Here is a 17,088-nt window from a genome sequence, read left to right as displayed (position 1 = left end):
TGATTAATGAACAGCTGCGGCCTCAACCACAATATCCCCTTTAATGTACCATGTTTTGGTATCTGTAATTCTCACGTTTACAAATGTGCCGATAAGCTCCTTCGGACCTTCAAAATGGACCAGCTTGTTAGCGCGGGAACGGCCAGAAAGGACTTCGGAGTTATTCTTACTCTCCCCTTCTACCAGCACCTCTACAACTTCACCCAGCATCCGGTCATTAATGATCCGGCTGTTCTCCTTGATGAGATCATTTAATCTTTGCAGACGTTCACTCTTCACCGACATCGGTACATTATCTTCCATAGCGGCTGCTGGTGTACCCTCCCGCGGAGAATAAATGAACGTATATGCCATATCATACCCAACCTCACGCACAAGCGATAGGGTATCTTCAAATTGCTCATCAGTCTCCCCAGGGAAACCAACGATAATATCGGTACTTAATACAGCATTCGGCACACTTATCTTAATCTTACGCACTAATTCCAGGTAAGCTTCCCGGGTATATTTACGGCTCATTTTCTTAAGAACGGCAGTACTTCCCGATTGTACCGGCAGATGGATATGCTCCACCAAGTTGCCGCCTTTGCCTAGAACCTCAATCAATTTATCGTCAAAATCCCGCGGATGCGATGTCATGAAGCGAACGCGCGGAATATCAATCAGGCGCATATCATCCATCAGGTTACCGAAAGTGTAATCAATGTCTGTAAAATCTTTACCGTAAGCATTTACGTTCTGCCCCAGCAACGTTACTTCCTTGAAGCCTTGGCGGGCAAGCTCTCTCACCTCAGCGATAACGTCCTCTGGACGACGACTGCGTTCTTTACCGCGTGTAAACGGTACGATGCAATACGTGCAGAACTTATCACAGCCATACATAATGTTCACCCAAGCGCGCATGCCTTCCCGCTTCTTCGGCAAGTTCTCAATAATGTCGCCTTCTTTAGACCATACCTCAACCACAAGCTCTTTACTAAATACCGCTTCTTTAATGAGGTGTGGCAATCTGTGAATATTATGCGTACCGAAGATCATATCCACGAAGCCATGCTTTGACATAATCCGGTTGACTACGCCTTCCTCTTGGGACATGCAACCGCATACCCCTAACAACAGACCCGGCTTCTCGATCTTCAGGTTCTTAAGATGTCCTAGCTCTCCAAATACCTTATCCTCGGCGTTCTCCCGAATCGCACAAGTATTCAGCAAAATGAGATCCGCGTCATTACGGTCAGTGACACTGCGGTAGCCCATCTGTTCCAATAGGCCCTTCATCGTTTCCGTGTCATGCTCATTCATTTGGCAGCCATAAGTCGTTATATGATAATATTTGCCCACTCCGAAATTCTGCATTTCTTCAGGAATTTCGAAATCATAATGCACTTCTATTTCTTCCTTGCCGCGCCGTTTTCCTTCTTTATAGTCAGGCTGGCTATTAATTTGCACATTTCTTCCTTTAATCCGGTAAGTAACCTTACCTTCTTCTTCACTAATTACCTTTGCATCACTAAAATCAAAATATTTCGAATAATCCTTAGAACCCTTGCCGGATTTTAAGTCCGGTGAGTTGTGGTTCCCCTTTGTCATGCTGTTTTCACGTCCTCTATTGTTCAACAATTATTTTTATACTTTGCTAATTTAAAATTATAACATAATGCTGGCCTAACATAGAAGTGCCCGATCTATTAATGATGTAAAGGAGCGTTGCATATCGACAAAAAAATACCCCGCCAACGTTTGGCAGGGTCAAGTTCTATCATATTAAGGGGGGTATGCTACTATTATAAGCAGATACACTACTCTTGAAACAGTTACACAACCTCTTACCTAAAAAAATAGTCATTGTATATTCTGCTAGTTTTAGTAAAGAGTATTCGTCGCTTCAGGAGTAAATGGGATGATTTCGTCTATCGCTCCGCTTTGTACTTTGGCAGGCCAAGCTGGATCGCTAATAAGCGCTCTGCCCACTGCAACCAAATCAAACTCCTCCCGACCGAACCTTTCAGTTAACTCATCAATATTATCCTCAGGCTTCAGAGCTTTATCTTCTACGAAGAAATCGCTTTGCAGGCCAATAGAGCCCACTGTAATACACGGCTTCCCGGTAAGCTTCTTAGTCCAACCAGCTAAATTAAGATCAGAGCCAGCAAACTCAGGTTGACTGAAGCGACGGGTCGAGCAATGAAAGATATCTACACCCGCTTCGCTAAGCGGTGCTAGGAAACTCGCAAGTTCTTCTGAAGTCTTCGCCAGCTTCTCATCATACGCCCCCAACTTCCACTGGGAAAAGCGCAGCACGATTGGGAAGTCTGGTCCAACCGCTTGACGGCATGCTTTAATGATCTCGACAGCGAATGTTGTTCTTCCTACCAAATCGCCACCGTAACGATCGGTACGTTTATTCGTTCTATCCCAGAAGAACTGGTCTATCAGATACCCATGAGCGCCATGCAGCTCGATGCCATCAAAGCCAACGCTTTTGGCATTTGCCGCCGCTTGAGCGAAGGCTGTTACTAAACTTTCAACCTCTTCTGTGGTCAGCGGCTCTGTCACCGGCTCACCTGCTAAATTCAGACCCGAAGGGCCTACAGGAAGGGCTTCAACGTTAGGATACTCGCCGATTGTACGCGCCATCCCCACATGCCAAAGCTGCGGGATGATCTTGCCCCCAGCTGCATGAACCTCTTCCACAACCTTCTTCCAGCCTTCTAAAGATGCTTCTTCATGTATATTAGGAATATCTTGGTGACTGACAGCCGCTGGATGATTTACCGCAGTACCCTCAGTAACAATTAATCCCACTCCACCCTCTGCACGTCTACGATAATAAGCGGCAACATTGCTTCCCGGCACACCATTCGGAGACTGCGCGCGTGTCATCGGCGCCATTACAAATCGGTTCGACAGCGAAAGATTCCCCACTTGAAAAGGTGAAAATAGTTGCTCTGTATTCATATGTTACCTCCAATTTATTAATTGATTACTTTAAGTAAGCTTATTATCTACCCAAAAGATGGGAAATGCAAATTTTAAGAAAAAGACAAAAAAAACCGGACCTCGCAGAATCTACGAATGCCCGGTTTTCACCAAATTATAATGACTCTCTAGACTTCAAGAATCCCCGCTTTAGGTGTAACTCCAAATGCTTTAGCTAAATCCCATAGCTGTTGGTCTGTGATCTTTTGTTTGATTTCTCTACCGCCAATCAAGTTGTAGATCGTTGCAGCCTTTTCAACCGTTTCTACTAGACCAAAGGTAGCATCCATGGTGGAGCCCGTGCCAAAAATCCCATGCTGCGGCCAGATGACTAAACGGTGATCCTTCATTTTTTTGGCAGTCTCACGGCCGATCTCACTGCTGCCCGGAACAATCCACGGAATAACGCTGACCCCATCAGGGAAAACAACAAGGCACTCTGTGCACATTTCCCATAGTGTTTTGGTAAACTTTAGTTCGTCCAGATCATGCGTGAAGGTCATCGCGATAACATTTGTAGCATGTGTATGCAGCACGATACGGTGTGTGGGATCTACTTTCAAGCGTTCAATATGACTCATAAAATGCGAAGCGAGCTCACTCGTAGGAACTGCCCCATTCCGCAATCCCCACAATACTTCCACACTTTCGCCATTGCCGCTAACCCTTAACACACCCAGATTCGCTTCAGGGTCTTTAATCACATTTCTGAAATATTTGCCCGAACCTGTTACGATAAAATACTTGCCTGCTAATTCTTTTACCGGAAAGGTGAGTTTGATCGTGCGCAACGGCTCCAGTACATTAATATACTTAGCCACCTCATTCTCATCCAGCAAATAGCTGACATTCCCACCATTCAGTTCATCCCAGCCAAGCTCCCACATATGACGGGTGATCTCTGACATTTCCTGAATAAATGGAGCTTCACTGCTGGCAATATAACCTTTTGACTCTAACAAGGATGTACTCATAGTCTATTCTCTCCTTTGTATTTGCTGCTCTCCGTATCCACTTTTATCTTAAAGACAAAACGTCCTGTTCATAATTTTTCACTTCAGTAAGCCATTGCTCACGCACCGGTGTACCTTGTGATGCACAGTAGTAATCCCAGACCGCTCCAAACGGATACGATTTGAACTCTTCTACCAGAGCAAGACGTGAAGTATAATCCCCGGACTGCTCGATTTGCTTAAGTTCTTCCACGGGTTCCAGCATCGCACGCAGCAACGCCTTAATAGTGTTGCGGGTGCCAATGACCCATGCCGCGAGATGATTGATACTGCCATCAAAGAAATCCAATCCAATATTCGTACGAGGAAGTAAGTCCCCACGAACTAATTCACGGGCGATTTCCAGCAGCTCATCATCCATCGTTACCACATGGTCACTGTCCCAGCGGACAGGTCTGCTAACATGCAGCAGCAGCTGCTCACTGAACATCAGAATCGAAGATAATTTATTCGAAATCACTTCTGTAGGATGAAAATGTCCCGCATCCAGACAGATTGCTTTTCCATTTGTTAAACCATAACCCATATAGAATTCATGAGAGCCAACCACATAACTTTCAGAGCCAATTCCAAACAGTTTACTTTCCAAGGCATCCATATTATAAAGCGGATCTATTTCCTGACTAAAAATCTCATCCAGCGACTCTTTTAAACGTACTCTTGGAGCTAGCCGATCTACTGGCGTATCTTTATAACCATCTGGAATCCAAAAATTCGTCACACAAGGCTGACCCAGCTCCCGCCCAAAATGCTCAGCGATCGTACGTGAAGCTTTACAGTGTCTGATCCAGAAATCCCGAATCTCCGCGTCCGAATGACTGAGAGTGAATCCATCGGCTGCTTTCGGATGTGAGAAACAAGTAGGGTTAAAATCAAGCCCTAAGCCCTGCTCCTTCGCCCAATCCACCCAGGATTGAAAATGTCGTGGCTCTAGTTCATCCAAATCTACAGGTTCATCTGTATCTGCGTAAATAGCATGCAGGTTAACCTTATGTTTACCAGGAATAAGCGATAACGCCTTTTCTAAATCTTGACGTAGTTCATCTGGTGTACCCGCCCGGCCCGGATAACTTCCCGTTACCGCAATGCCCCCGCTTAGTTCTTTTCCCTTAAAAAGAAAACCTTTTACATCATCACCCTGCCAGCAATGTATGGAAATTTTTATTTGCGCGAGTCGCTCCAGCACTTTATCCACATCAATACCGTGGGCTGCGTATAGTTTTTTGGCTTCGTTATAGCTAGTGATAATGCTCTGATCCATGCTGTTTATCCTCCTAAAATAGTGCAATGTCTGTTTCGCTTAGATAAGCTCATTCACCTTGGACAGATGAAGACTTCTCCAGCGATTTAGAATGTTATCAAAATGCTTGATCGGCTGCGGAATGTAGGATGTTATTTCAAAAGATTGTTCGATAATAGCTCTTGCCTCAGTTATGTCTGCAATGGAATCTGCGCTAATCATCTGCACTACTATATTTCCTAGAGCAGTCGCTTCCGTTGGTCCAGCCTTTACTTCCCTGCCGATAACGTCAGCTGTTAGTTGGCATAAAAGCCGATTGTTCGCCCCTCCGCCGACAATTTGCAACCCCTCGATCCGACGTTCTGTCAGCTCCTCCAACTCTTCCAAATAAGTTAGATAGGATAACGCCAAGCTGTCAAAAACACAACGTGCTAACTGTCCAGGTGTCTCCGGAACGGGCTGCCCACTCTCCATACAGGCACTGCGGATTTCTTCTATCATGTTGGATGGATTTAGAAACCTTGGTGCATTACAAGGGATCAGGCTGCGAAACCCCTCTTCTCCCTGTGCAAGCTCTGCAAGCTCCGCAAAACTATAACAATTGTTCAGTAATCTGCGAACCTCTTGAATAAGCCATAAGCCCATTACATTTTTGAGGAATCTATAAGTTCCGTAGGCTCCCCACTCATTGGTGTAGTTAGCCTGCATGGCTTTTAGAGAATTTAGAGGCTCCGTTCTTTCTACACCGAGTAAAGACCAAGTTCCACTGCTGATATAAGCTGAGCCTTCTTGAAGTGGAGCACCTAGCACTGCAGAAGCCGTATCATGGGATGCCACACAGATCAGCTGGCATTCAGGCAGGTCATATTGTTGGATTAAAGCTTCGTCAAGAGGACCAACCACTACACCAGGCTCAGTTAATTTTGCAAATTGATCTTTCCTGATATTCAAAAATTCTAATAGGTCATCGTCAAAATCCCGGCTTTCCAGATTTAACAGCTGTGTTGTAGATGCAATCGTAACCTCGTTGATTTTGCGGCCAGTCAGTCGGTAATATAGATAATCTGGTACAAGTAAAATCTGATCCGCTTGCGCTAGCTCTTCTTCTTTATGAACATATAACTGATTCAAGGTATTGATGGATAACTGCTGGATTCCTGTCTTTTCATAGACGGTTTGTGGTGAAAGCTGCTGTGCCACCTGATCCACAGCCAGATCCGTTCTGCGGTCCCGGTAGGCGTATACTTCCTGAACACGATTCCCGTCCGCATCTACCAGCACATAATCTACACCCCATGTATCAATACCGAGCGTACAGGTAGTAATTCCATCGGTTTTAGCCTTCCGAAGCCCGATCATAATCTGCTCTACTAAATAATCAATGTCCCAGAAACAGGAACCCTCTTGTTCCGTAAAGCTATTGCTAAAGCGATGAAGCTCTTCTAAGGAAAGAATACCTTCTTGCAATATTCCGCGCACCAGCCGCCCACTTGAGGCACCGATGTCAACGGCGATGTGATTATTCATAAACAATCTCCTATGATAAGGGGTGATTTATAATATTTTTTTGAACAGTGTAATAACTTCTTCTTTAGTAGGAATAAAAGGGTTCCCTGGTGCACAAGCATCCTTCATCGAATTTTCAGCCAGAAGATCAAGATCTACTTCTTCTACGCCAAGCTCGGATAATTTGGCTGGAATCCCTACTTCTTTAGATAACGCCTTGATCGACTCAATTACGAAATCTGCGCATTGTTTATCTGTTTGGTTCTCTACATTTAATCCAATCGCTTTAGCAATGGATCTGAATTTCTCAGGCACATATTTGGCATTTTCTTCTTCCACAAAAGGCAGTAGCATCGCGTTACATACGCCGTGCGGCAGATCGTATACGCCGCCCAGCTGATGCGCCATCGCATGCACATAACCAAGCCCCGCATTATTGAAAGCCAATCCGCCAAGGAATATCGCGTATACCATCTGTTCACGCGCTTCGATATCATGGCCATTCTTCACAGTACGAGCCAGATTAGCAAAAATAAGCTCCACTGCGGCTAGTGCCGTAGCATCGGTTACCGGATATGCTCCCGGCGTCACCAGCGCTTCAATCGCATGAGTCAATGCATCCATACCCGTGGCCGCGGTAAGTGCAGCGGGTTTATCAACCATAAGCTCAGGATCGTTGACTGAAATCGTCGCAAGGCTGTTCTTATCTACCATAACCATCTTCACTTTGCGTTCTTCGTCTGTGATTACATAGTTAATGGTCACTTCAGCCGAAGTACCAGCAGTGGTATTCACGGCGACAATCGGCAGTGATTTATGCTTAGACTTGTGTACACCTTCATATTCTTTGATATGACCGCCATTTGTGGCAATGATACCAATGGCTTTGGCAGTATCCTGTGGTGATCCACCGCCAATGGAAATCAGATAATCACAATTCTGCGCTTTGAGATAATCAACGCCATCGTGGACATTTTTACAGGTCGGATTGGGTTTCACTTCATCATAGATGGCATATTCAATCCCCGCTTCGTCCAATACCGCCAGCAATTTACCAGCAATGCCACTTTTCATAAGGAATTTGTCCGTAACAACAAGCGCCTTTTTTAATTTAAGCTCTTGGATGTATGGACCAATCTCCTGCAAGCATCCCTTGCCCATAATATTGATCGATGGAACATAATACACATGCGTGCTCATGCTTGACCAGCCTCCTAAAGTTAATTTATCAACACCAAAGTTTTACACACAACTCTGCAAGCTAGAGCGTAGTATTCCGGCTGCAGCGCCTCAGGCTGGCCTCTGAATCGCAACTGGGCCGGCTCTGGTATCTTTCAAATCTAATTACCACTACAGGACTTATTTTCTCCTTCATCGTATTCCTCCAAATCTTTGTTGTCAACATTTTAAATATTATTTATGTTGTTTTTATTTGTTTTATATCCGTTTTGTGAATATTATTGGAAAACAAACATGATTTTACGTTGATTTTATTGCAAAACACAGATATTTGGAGCTATGATTAAGGAATATAAAGATTTCGGAAAGGTGATCCCTATGCTTGCAGCTGAAAGACGCAAAAAAATAATTGATCTTGTTCATCAGGATAAACGAGTATTAGTCTCTGATCTAAGCCGGATGTTTGAAGTTACAGAAGAGACGATACGCAGAGACTTGGAGAAGCTGGAGAAGGATGGCATTCTAAGCCGAACCTATGGCGGGGCCATGCTGAATCGTCACACGAACGAGGATTTGCCTTTTGTTACACGCAATGCGCTGAATACAGATATCAAACGGGGAATCGCTCTTAAGGCGCTAGATTTAATCAATGATGGAGATACGTTAATGGTGGATCCTAGCTCCACAGCCTTTGAGTTTCTAAAACTGCTTGGCAATAAAAACAATCTGACCATTATTACGAACTCGATTAATATTTTGCATGAGTTCTCGAATTCTGGAATGGATATCATCTCCACCGGAGGTTCTTTACGTTACCGATCCATGTCACTCGTGGGTCCTGTAGCACATGACACCATTCAAAGATACAATGTGGACACTGCGGTTATCAGTTGTAAAGGAATAGATATGGAGCGAGGCATCACAGATTCTAATGAACCGGAGTGTGAGCTCAAGAAATATATGCTACGTCAAGCTAACAAGGTCATACTCCTGGCCGATCACACCAAATTCGATAAGACCGCCTTTACGAAGCTGATCGAGCTTGGCCAAATCGACTTTTTGATCACAGACCGCCAGCCTTCTGAGGTTTGGTTGAAGCGCCTGAACAAAGAGAATATTGAGCTTCTCTATTAATCGGGCTCAAACGCCTTCGCAGCCCATTTAAAAATGCCGTTCCCCAATGAGTAATGGGTGACGGCATTTGTTGTATGGAGATGATTATCTTTTTGTATAAACCTGAGAGATTGGGACTACGTTGACTGTTGATTTGGGATTTTCGCGTTGCACTTGCGTTGTGGTTTTTTTCCTGCAAATATATATAAGCGCTGGTGGAAAATTCAGCAGCACCCACTTCGTGTGTAGGATCTCAAAATGCTGGCTCAACTCTGTTTTCATCCGCGGAAAATATTCATAGGTTATAAACCACCCTCCTTCTTTTAAAGAAGAAATGATCTGTTCCATAAACCTAGTGCGGTCTGGCTTCGAGAAATTCATCAAAGACAAACTACTCACGATACAATCCAGCTTCTCCAGACTGCTGTTATGAAGCGCAAGACGCAGCCGGAGACAATCGTTGTTGCAGAAACATCCGGGGAATTCCTCTCTTAACTGACTGCGAAAATCAGGATCTATTTCAAATAGAAGAACATTCATACCGGTCTTTTCTCCACGCGGAATAAACCTTGTGATTGCACCAGTCCCCGCACCCAACTCAGCCATAGAATGCACTTGGTTCCAAGGCACTGGATCAAGCAACGTCTGGGCCAGCCAATGTGAACTGGGAGTTACACTACCATATTGTCGGGGCGCATGCAGAAATTTATTTAGAAAATGAAGTCGCTCACGAATTCCACTTTGCATGAAATCTCCCCCTTACTTCCTAACTTACCCTTCTACCCCTAAAATATGTAAACTGCATTAAATTCGTACTCCATCTATACTTCCCATTATCTATTCCCCTTAAAATAAAAAGCCCAAATTTCTCCGCAACATAAATTGCGAGAAATTCGAGCTTGTAAACACTCAATTCAGAGTCGGCCAATCTTATTTAGTTTCCACAGCGTGTCCGCCGAACTCGTTCCGCAGTGCAGCAACTACTTTTCCAGTGAATGTGTCGGTCTCAAGGGAACGGTAACGCATCAATAACGCCATAGCGATAACCGGAGTCGCCGCTTGTAAATCAAAGGCGGTTTCAAGCGTCCATCTGCCTTCACCAGACGAATGCATAATGCCCTTAATCTCATCTAGTTTAGCGTCCTTCGAGAAGGCGCGTTCCACAAGTTCCATCAGCCACGAACGGATTACAGAGCCGTGATTCCACACCCGAGCTACTTCCTCAAAGTTGTAGTCAAATTCACTCTTTTCAAGAACCTCAAAACCTTCACCGATAGCAGCCATCATGCCGTATTCGATACCGTTATGCACCATTTTTAGAAAATGGCCGCTACCTGCTTTACCAGCATATAAAAAGCCGCTTTCTACAGCTGTATCACGGAAAATAGGCTCCACAACTTCCCAAGCTTCGGGATCTCCGCCAACCATGTAACAAGCGCCATTACGCGCCCCTTCCATACCGCCAGAGGTACCTGCATCCATAAAGTGAATTCCGTGCTCCTTCAATTCCTCATACCGACGAATCGATTCCTTATAATGCGAGTTTCCTGCTTCAATAACGATATCACCTTTAGACAACTGTGGAGTAAGTTCAGCGATTACAGAATCAACGACCTGATGCGGAACCATGATCCAAATGATTCTTGGTGTTTCCAATTGCTGTACCAATTCTGGAAGCGTTACTGCTCCACTAGCGCCTTTAGCTTTCATTTCTGCTACAGCAGGTGCATTCAGATCAAAAGCAACAACCTCATGTCCATGATCCAGCAAATTTTGACCCAAATTAAAACCCATTTTTCCTAACCCAACTAATCCTACTTTCATGTAAATTCCCTCCGATTTATAGATTCTTGTGATGTATTTTAGCTAAATTGGCAAAAAAAACAGGCAGGGGCTTAAGCCCCTGGCCGTATAGATTCCTGCGCTGCTGCAACTTCTGCTTGAGCGTCGAGAAGATCTGACTCCTGATCTGTATCATCAAACCACCAGCGGTCTTCACCCAAAAGCTCCATAGCCGCATCTGGACCATAAGAACCTGAAGCATAGGTATGAAGTGGCATTAGCCCCTCTTCCATAGCTTCCTGGATTGGTGTAACCCATTGCCATGACAGCTCGACTTCTTTCCAATGAGCGAAGAAAGTGGCGTCACCACGAAGTGCATCAAAGATCAGATTTTCGTAAGCTTCTGGTACGTCTGAAGTTCCGGCTTCATAAGTAGCGAGGACAGGTTCAAGTTTCCCTTTTTGCAGCTGATCCTTCGTATTCAACTGAAGCGTAATGGCTTCATTCGGACCGATCTCGATGATGAGTAGATTTGGAACGTCATTTCCTTTATTTTTGTTATTGTTATCATTAAACGGTTCTTTAAATTCTATAACAATTCTTGTTGATTTCTCTTTCATTCTCTTGCCGGTACGGATATAGAACGGAACTTCATTCCACAATGGATCATCTATAAACAAACGCGCTGCAATAAACGTCTCATTTTGTGAGGATTGGCTAATTCCTGGTTCATCTAAGTAGCCTGCAACAGATTTACCTTTAATTTCACCTTCAGCATATTGTCCGCGGACAACATATTGATTAACTTCGTCTTTACTTAGCGGAATGAGACGCTCCATGACATATCTTTTCTTCCCACGGATCTCTTCAGGTGTACTGCCTTTTGGAAGCTGCATCGCCATCATCATGAGCAATTGCAGCATATGGTTCTGGAACATATCACGAAGTGCCCCAGCTTTATCATAATAGCCTGCCCGTTCTTCAACGCCAACAATCTCACTCGCCGTAATTTGCACATTTGCGATATACCGATTTTTCCACAGTGCTCTAAGCACAGGATTTGAATATTTTAGAACTTCCAGATTCTGAACCATCGGTTTACCCAAGAAGTGGTCAATTCGGAAAATCTCCTCTTCAGTAAATACGGCATTCAAGCTGTCATTTAACTCTCTTGCTGTTTGCAAGTCTGTACCAAAAGGCTTTTCAATTATCAGACGCTTCCAGCCCTTCGTAGATCCCAGACCACTGGAGTGAATATTGGCGGCAATTTCCTTGAAAAACTCAGGACCCACCGATAAATAGAACATCCGATTCTCCGGAATGTTAAAAAATTGCTCACGACGTTTAACATGCTCCAGGAGCTTCAAATAATCCTCTGTATTACCTACATCTAGAACGCTATATTCAAAAGCTTCCAAGAAAACCTGCAACTGTGGAGATTCTACTGCCGGCTGTCTAGAAAATGTCTGCAAAGATTGCAGGACTTGCTTACGGAAAGCTTCAGTTGAAACTTCTCTTCTTCCTAATCCAATCACTGAGAGAGGACCTGAAATTTGACCATCTAAAAAGAGGTTATATAGTGCAGGATAGATTTTACGTTTTGCTAAATCTCCTGTAGCGCCAAAAAGCACAAATGTTGATGATTCCACTTTCATTCCTCCCGCTATTATATATTATTTATTAACTTACTTTTAATTACTAGCATACTCAGTAGAATCAATCATACGACTGATATTTTTATTCGTCAACCTCATTTCGACATTTACGAAAAGTTATTATTTTCACAAAGCTTCGAATTGGTAATTATGATTAATGTCACACCAATTATCTTATTGGATTATTCGTATTAATTTACTAGGAAATAATCCGCAAATAAGATAACAACCCGCTCCCAGCATGGCTTTTGGCGTTCTGACTTTACACACTCTGATTTAAAATTCTTCATCCAAAGCTGTTTACAACATAAACAAAATTCCCAGTCGCTTAAATAAGCTCATCCTTCCCCTGTGTTTCAAACTAACTTTAAGTAATAGAGTGGTTTGGTCTCGCGCGCCTTGATGAAGACTATGCGATTTGATTCCAAGTTTGGGAATTAAGCATAAAAAGTGACTGCTTCGAGGAATATTACTTGAGAATACTTCAAAGGAATTTTTGCTGAGCACATTGGAGTGACTTGGAGTCTGTGAAGAGAACGATTGGGGATGAGATGACGTTTGCAAAGAGTACCATTGGGGATAGGTTAATGTTGCTAAGAGTACCCTGTGAATGTCTTGAGTTTGCTAGGTGAACCATTGGGAATGTCCTGAAGTTTGCTAGGTGAACCGTGTGGATGTCTTGAAGTTTGCTAAGTGTGCGCTTTGGGGGATCACTTTAAAGTTCGCATAGAGCGTCTTTAGTTTCAGTTTGGAGTAACATTTATGTTTACCCGCATCTCCGGCTGCGGCGATATCGGACCTTGGAGTCCTTATACGTCGATTCGTACTCGTCTGCCGTGGCCTTATGTCCACACAACTATGGATCGGACTCAGGTGACATTATACGTCGATACTTACTCGTCTGTGGAGGCTACATGTTCTTGCCATCGATGGTCCTGACTCAGGAGACGTTATTTCGCAGATTTAGCCCATTTCGCCATGCTATTGGACTCAGATGCAGCTATTCGACCAAATGTACTCTTCTCTGGAGCAAAAAACTTGGCTATAAGAGCTATGTGGTCCGATACTTCTGAATAATGCTCCAAAAACTCTAAATAGCTGCGATACAGTCCGAACGGTGATGTAGTATCTTCAATCTTGACTAGTCCGGACTCAGATGACCATAAACATCGATTCATACTCGTCAACCTAGACTGTATGTCCACACTAACTATGGGTTCGGACTCAGATGACATTATACGTCGATTCGTTCTCGTATACGGAGGCTGCAAGTCCTCGCCATCGATAGTCCGGACTCAGGAGACGTTATTTCGCAGAGTTAGCTCATTTCGCCATGCTATCGGACTCAGATGCAGCTATTGAACCAAATCCACCCCTCTTTGGAGCAAATACTTGGCAATAAGAGCTATGCAGTCCGATACTTCTGAATAATACTCCAAAAAATCTAAATAGCTGCAATACAGTCCGAACGATGCTGTAGTTTCATCAATCTTGGCTAGTCCGGACTCAGGTGACCTCAAACGTCGATTCGTACTCGTCAGTTGAGGTTGCATGTCTTCACTAACTATGGGTTTGGACTCAGATGACGCTATACGTCGATTCGTTCTCGTATACGGACGCTGCAAGTACTCGCCATCGATAGCCCGGACTCAGGAGACGCTATTTCGCAGATTTAGCCCATTTCGCCATGCTATCGGACTCAGATGCAGCTACTCGACCAAAAAGTGACCTCAAACGTCGATTCGTTCTCGTATGCTAAGATTGCAAGTCTTCACCATCTAGGGATCGGACTCAGGAGACCTACACGTAGATATCTCGTCATCCCCATGGATCAATCAGATCCGGAAGTCCTTATATCGCAGATTCAAACCACCTCACATTAGACTAGTTACCTACCAAGTTTACAATGCATTTGTTTAGAGCCGGTACATTAAGTGTTATAGTTAATGAACATAAGATTTTTCATTCAGTTCACGAAAGGAAGGAGTATTTTCATGAATATGGAGCAATGGGAAAGAATTCGGACGGGACAGGGATTTATAGCTGCCTTGGATCAAAGTGGTGGCAGTACACCAAAAGCGCTGCTGCAATATGGTGTTGCAGAGGACAGTTACTCTAATGAAGATCAAATGTATGGGTTGGTTCACGAGATGAGAACGCGCATTATCAAGAGCCCTGCATTTGATTCAAAGCATATACTGGGTGCAATCTTATTTGAGAACACAATGGATCGTTCCATAGACGGGCAATATACTGCCGATTTTCTATGGGAGAAAAAAGGGATTGTGCCTTTCCTGAAAATCGATAAAGGGCTTGCCGACCCTGAAGACGGAGTACAACTAATGAAGCCTATTCCCGGCTTGAGTGATCTTCTGAAGCGGGCCAACGAACGTAACATCTTTGGTACAAAAATGCGCTCGGTGATTAAAGAGGCTAATCCTTCCGGTATCAAAAAGGTGGTTGAACAGCAGTTTGAAATCGGTAAGCAGATTTTAGCAGCGGGACTCGTACCTATTATAGAACCGGAAGTTGATATCCACAGTGCTGATAAAACGGCTTCAGAGAAGCTGCTAAAAGAAGAACTATCGGCCCAATTGTCTACGCTGGGCAAAGACGTGAAGGTCATGCTTAAGCTCTCCATCCCAACGGAGAATAATTTCTACCGCGAATTAGTGGATGATCCTCATGTTTTGCGAATTGTCGCTTTGTCCGGCGGTTACACACAAGCGGAGGCCAACGATAAGCTCGCCCATAATCAAGGACTGATCGCCAGCTTCTCACGTGCGTTATCACAGGGACTAAGCGCTGGGCAGTCAGAAGAAGAGTTTAACGCGCTCCTCTCCAAATCTGTAGAAGCGATTTATGCAGCCTCTATTAAATAAGATCCTCATTTAAACCAGACACATAAAAAGAGCTGTTTCCCTGACAGGTGTTCCCTGCTGGGTAGCAGCTCTTTTTTTATGATGAGAATTTACTTTAAAAGTCTAGAACTTTCAGATTAAACGCCATTTCATCTACTCATTCAGCCCACACAAGCATGCAATGGGTTTGTTAAAGTCCCTTACATCTTATCTAAGGACCACACCTGTACCTAAAACACATTAATCAACCAATTCTCTGTTGTTTCTTGGTACACCATCCATAATTCCTGTTTTTAATCCAGCGCATTTCATTACCCAATAATTTCTTGATCTTACGCAAAAAAGGCTTCCACCACGCAAGTACGCGAGGTAGAAACCTAATCGATTACTTCTATGTTATCTTAAATCGAAACCACGAGGATTAATGCAATTAAAGCTGGCAGTCCTTGCATAAATAAAATAGACTTTTTCACCGTCAGTCCGCCATATAACGCTGCCACTATAACAGTTGATAAGAAGAAGATTTCAATTTGATGGCCGAAATTTACATTCGGATGAACCAATCCCCAAATTAAACCTGCCGCCAAAAATCCATTGTATAACCCTTGGTTCGCTGCCAGTGTTTTAGAAGCATCCGCAACTTCCTGTGTCATTCCAAAGACTCGAAGCCCTTTTGGCTTTGACCAAGCGAACATTTCTAAATAAACAATATAGATATGTATTAACGCAACAACACCGACCATAATATTAGCTACCCATACCATCAAAATAACCACCTTAATTTAATTTGTGTACAATTTAATTGTATCACATTAAAACTCAAAAGTGTATACAACATCTCAAAAACAATTCGACACTAAAAAAGAATAGCCATAATCTTCAAAAAAAAGACTATCGCTATTCCATACGTAATGTTTTATGAAATTCTAAAATACTTTTGCAGCAATATAAACGGTTACGCTATTGTAAAAACCATAAAGAGAGCCATTGCTCCAGACGAAATTGCTAGGATCTGAAATTCCCGTATTTTGAGACGCTTGATGTCCATGTTTCTCTGACCATAGACCTGAGCTATTTTGAAGCATGAAGTGGTAATCAACGTTATCCTCAGGAATATCGACTTTACCATTACCATTTGAGTCGATCCATCCCACTCTTAGTGCAATTCGATGTTCATCGGAATTAATCGCTGCAGTTCGGCCCGGAAGTATCCGCCAACCCGGCTTAAAGTATAAAGGATTCGTATTGCCATCCTGAACTACAAGACCAGCAGTATAATACACGTTAGTAAAATAGGCAGGATCTCTGACATTTGAGACCCCGTCACCATCACCAGGGTTAATTGCCCCTGGAAATCTTAAGGCATAACCATAACAGTTAATCCCATAACTATTTTCGGCTGTATACGGCCACGCATGACCATAAGCGGAAGCTAGAGTTACTTGCGGAGCATCAGGTTCAAAAGTAGGTGTTATTAGCTCCGGTGCCAACAATTCATTATTAATAAGATTGTCATCTGCTGGGGGTACAAAGCTTGAAGACTCTTTGAGTTCTCCAACTGTAGTAACATTTCCTTGTGTGTCCACAATAATCGTATCGTCGCCCTTCCATTCTCCAACCCAAACCTTTTCCGGTCCAGAAGTTTGGACTTCTTTCAAATTACTTACGTCGACGTCGATTGGTGCGGCCATTGCAGCAGAGGACAGGGCCAGATTCAGTAAGAGCGTGCAGGTTATTGCGACTTTATAAGTCTTCTTCAA

14 protein-coding genes are annotated in these 17,088 nt (G+C 43.7%); 2 read left to right on the top strand and 12 right to left on the bottom strand.

All coding sequences use genetic code 11. The features are described 5' to 3' along the window. Window positions 1–3: 3 nt before the first annotated feature. From miaB to MKY63_RS23855, 6 genes are all read right to left on the bottom strand, one after another. A complete protein-coding gene (miaB, locus tag MKY63_RS23880; RefSeq protein WP_076275413.1) occupies window positions 4–1,590 on the bottom strand; it encodes a tRNA (N6-isopentenyl adenosine(37)-C2)-methylthiotransferase MiaB in 1,587 nt (528 codons plus the stop codon). A gap of 273 nt (window positions 1,591–1,863) precedes the next feature. After that, window positions 1,864–2,958, bottom strand: coding sequence for an NADH:flavin oxidoreductase (locus MKY63_RS23875; RefSeq protein WP_076275412.1), 1,095 nt, complete (start codon window positions 2,956–2,958; stop codon window positions 1,864–1,866). A 149-nt stretch (window positions 2,959–3,107) separates the two neighbouring features. Next, window positions 3,108–3,953, bottom strand: coding sequence for a rhamnulose-1-phosphate aldolase (gene rhaD / locus MKY63_RS23870; RefSeq protein WP_036688060.1), 846 nt, complete (start codon window positions 3,951–3,953; stop codon window positions 3,108–3,110). A 43-nt stretch (window positions 3,954–3,996) separates the two neighbouring features. After that, the gene (gene rhaA, locus MKY63_RS23865; protein WP_076275411.1) at window positions 3,997–5,253 is read right to left on the bottom strand and encodes an L-rhamnose isomerase; all 1,257 of its coding nucleotides are present in this window, start codon (window positions 5,251–5,253) and stop codon (window positions 3,997–3,999) included. Between the two features lie 39 nt (window positions 5,254–5,292). Then, window positions 5,293–6,759 carry a rhamnulokinase gene (gene rhaB / locus MKY63_RS23860; RefSeq protein ID WP_339810023.1) on the bottom strand — a complete coding sequence of 489 codons (1,467 nt, stop codon included), beginning with the start codon at window positions 6,757–6,759 and terminating at the stop codon, window positions 5,293–5,295. 27 nt (window positions 6,760–6,786) lie between these two features. Beyond that, the gene (locus MKY63_RS23855; protein WP_076184475.1) at window positions 6,787–7,938 is read right to left on the bottom strand and encodes an iron-containing alcohol dehydrogenase; all 1,152 of its coding nucleotides are present in this window, start codon (window positions 7,936–7,938) and stop codon (window positions 6,787–6,789) included. A 357-nt stretch (window positions 7,939–8,295) separates the two neighbouring features. Here MKY63_RS23855 and MKY63_RS23850 point away from each other — a divergent pair, with 357 nt between their 5' ends. Continuing rightward, window positions 8,296–9,051 carry a DeoR/GlpR family DNA-binding transcription regulator gene (locus tag MKY63_RS23850; protein WP_076100077.1) on the top strand — a complete coding sequence of 252 codons (756 nt, stop codon included), beginning with the start codon at window positions 8,296–8,298 and terminating at the stop codon, window positions 9,049–9,051. A gap of 84 nt (window positions 9,052–9,135) precedes the next feature. On the opposite strand, the gene MKY63_RS23845 is transcribed toward MKY63_RS23850, so the two are convergent. The 4 genes from MKY63_RS23845 to MKY63_RS23830 form a co-directional block, all read right to left on the bottom strand. After that, window positions 9,136–9,777, bottom strand: coding sequence for a methyltransferase (locus MKY63_RS23845; RefSeq protein WP_076194673.1), 642 nt, complete (start codon window positions 9,775–9,777; stop codon window positions 9,136–9,138). A 183-nt stretch (window positions 9,778–9,960) separates the two neighbouring features. After that, window positions 9,961–10,854: a phosphogluconate dehydrogenase (NAD(+)-dependent, decarboxylating) gene (gene gnd, locus MKY63_RS23840; RefSeq protein ID WP_339810019.1), complete on the bottom strand. Its 894-nt coding sequence runs from the start codon at window positions 10,852–10,854 to the stop codon at window positions 9,961–9,963. A gap of 71 nt (window positions 10,855–10,925) precedes the next feature. After that, window positions 10,926–12,461: a glucose-6-phosphate dehydrogenase gene (zwf, locus tag MKY63_RS23835; RefSeq protein WP_076278115.1), complete on the bottom strand. Its 1,536-nt coding sequence runs from the start codon at window positions 12,459–12,461 to the stop codon at window positions 10,926–10,928. A gap of 956 nt (window positions 12,462–13,417) precedes the next feature. Beyond that, on the bottom strand, window positions 13,418–13,645 hold the full coding sequence (locus MKY63_RS23830; RefSeq protein WP_339810017.1) for a hypothetical protein: 228 nt from the start codon (window positions 13,643–13,645) through the stop codon (window positions 13,418–13,420). An 816-nt stretch (window positions 13,646–14,461) separates the two neighbouring features. On the opposite strand from MKY63_RS23830, the gene MKY63_RS23825 reads away from it, so the two are divergent. Then, entirely contained in the window at window positions 14,462–15,349 is an 888-nt protein-coding gene (locus MKY63_RS23825; protein WP_076144711.1) for a fructose bisphosphate aldolase, read from the top strand. Window positions 15,350–15,729: 380 nt separating this feature from the next. On the opposite strand, the gene MKY63_RS23820 is transcribed toward MKY63_RS23825, so the two are convergent. Further along, window positions 15,730–16,092 carry a DUF1304 domain-containing protein gene (locus MKY63_RS23820; protein WP_076128270.1) on the bottom strand — a complete coding sequence of 121 codons (363 nt, stop codon included), beginning with the start codon at window positions 16,090–16,092 and terminating at the stop codon, window positions 15,730–15,732. A 162-nt stretch (window positions 16,093–16,254) separates the two neighbouring features. Then, entirely contained in the window at window positions 16,255–17,088 is an 834-nt protein-coding gene (locus MKY63_RS23815; RefSeq protein ID WP_339810013.1) for a hypothetical protein, read from the bottom strand.

The organism is Paenibacillus sp. FSL R7-0189 (genome assembly GCF_037969925.1).
Lineage (GTDB): Bacteria > Bacillota > Bacilli > Paenibacillales > Paenibacillaceae > Paenibacillus_AQ > Paenibacillus_AQ odorifer.
Note: the sequence above shows the minus strand (reverse complement) of the source record. Positions and strands in the feature narration are given on the sequence as shown.

Bases quoted from the DNA above. Each gene is read 5' to 3' on its own strand.
- miaB (WP_076275413.1), bottom strand. From the start codon at position 1,590: ATGACAAAGGGGAACCACAACTCACCGGACTTAAAATCCGGCAAGGGT.
- MKY63_RS23875 (WP_076275412.1), bottom strand. From the start codon at position 2,958: ATGAATACAGAGCAACTATTTTCACCTTTTCAAGTGGGGAATCTTTCG.
- rhaD (WP_036688060.1), bottom strand. From the start codon at position 3,953: ATGAGTACATCCTTGTTAGAGTCAAAAGGTTATATTGCCAGCAGTGAA.
- rhaA (WP_076275411.1), bottom strand. From the start codon at position 5,253: ATGGATCAGAGCATTATCACTAGCTATAACGAAGCCAAAAAACTATAC.
- rhaB (WP_339810023.1), bottom strand. From the start codon at position 6,759: ATGAATAATCACATCGCCGTTGACATCGGTGCCTCAAGTGGGCGGCTG.
- MKY63_RS23855 (WP_076184475.1), bottom strand. From the start codon at position 7,938: ATGAGCACGCATGTGTATTATGTTCCATCGATCAATATTATGGGCAAG.
- MKY63_RS23850 (WP_076100077.1), top strand. From the start codon at position 8,296: ATGCTTGCAGCTGAAAGACGCAAAAAAATAATTGATCTTGTTCATCAG.
- MKY63_RS23845 (WP_076194673.1), bottom strand. From the start codon at position 9,777: ATGCAAAGTGGAATTCGTGAGCGACTTCATTTTCTAAATAAATTTCTG.
- gnd (WP_339810019.1), bottom strand. From the start codon at position 10,854: ATGAAAGTAGGATTAGTTGGGTTAGGAAAAATGGGTTTTAATTTGGGT.
- MKY63_RS23830 (WP_339810017.1), bottom strand. From the start codon at position 13,645: ATGAATCGATGTTTATGGTCATCTGAGTCCGGACTAGTCAAGATTGAA.
- MKY63_RS23825 (WP_076144711.1), top strand. From the start codon at position 14,462: ATGAATATGGAGCAATGGGAAAGAATTCGGACGGGACAGGGATTTATA.
- MKY63_RS23820 (WP_076128270.1), bottom strand. From the start codon at position 16,092: ATGGTATGGGTAGCTAATATTATGGTCGGTGTTGTTGCGTTAATACAT.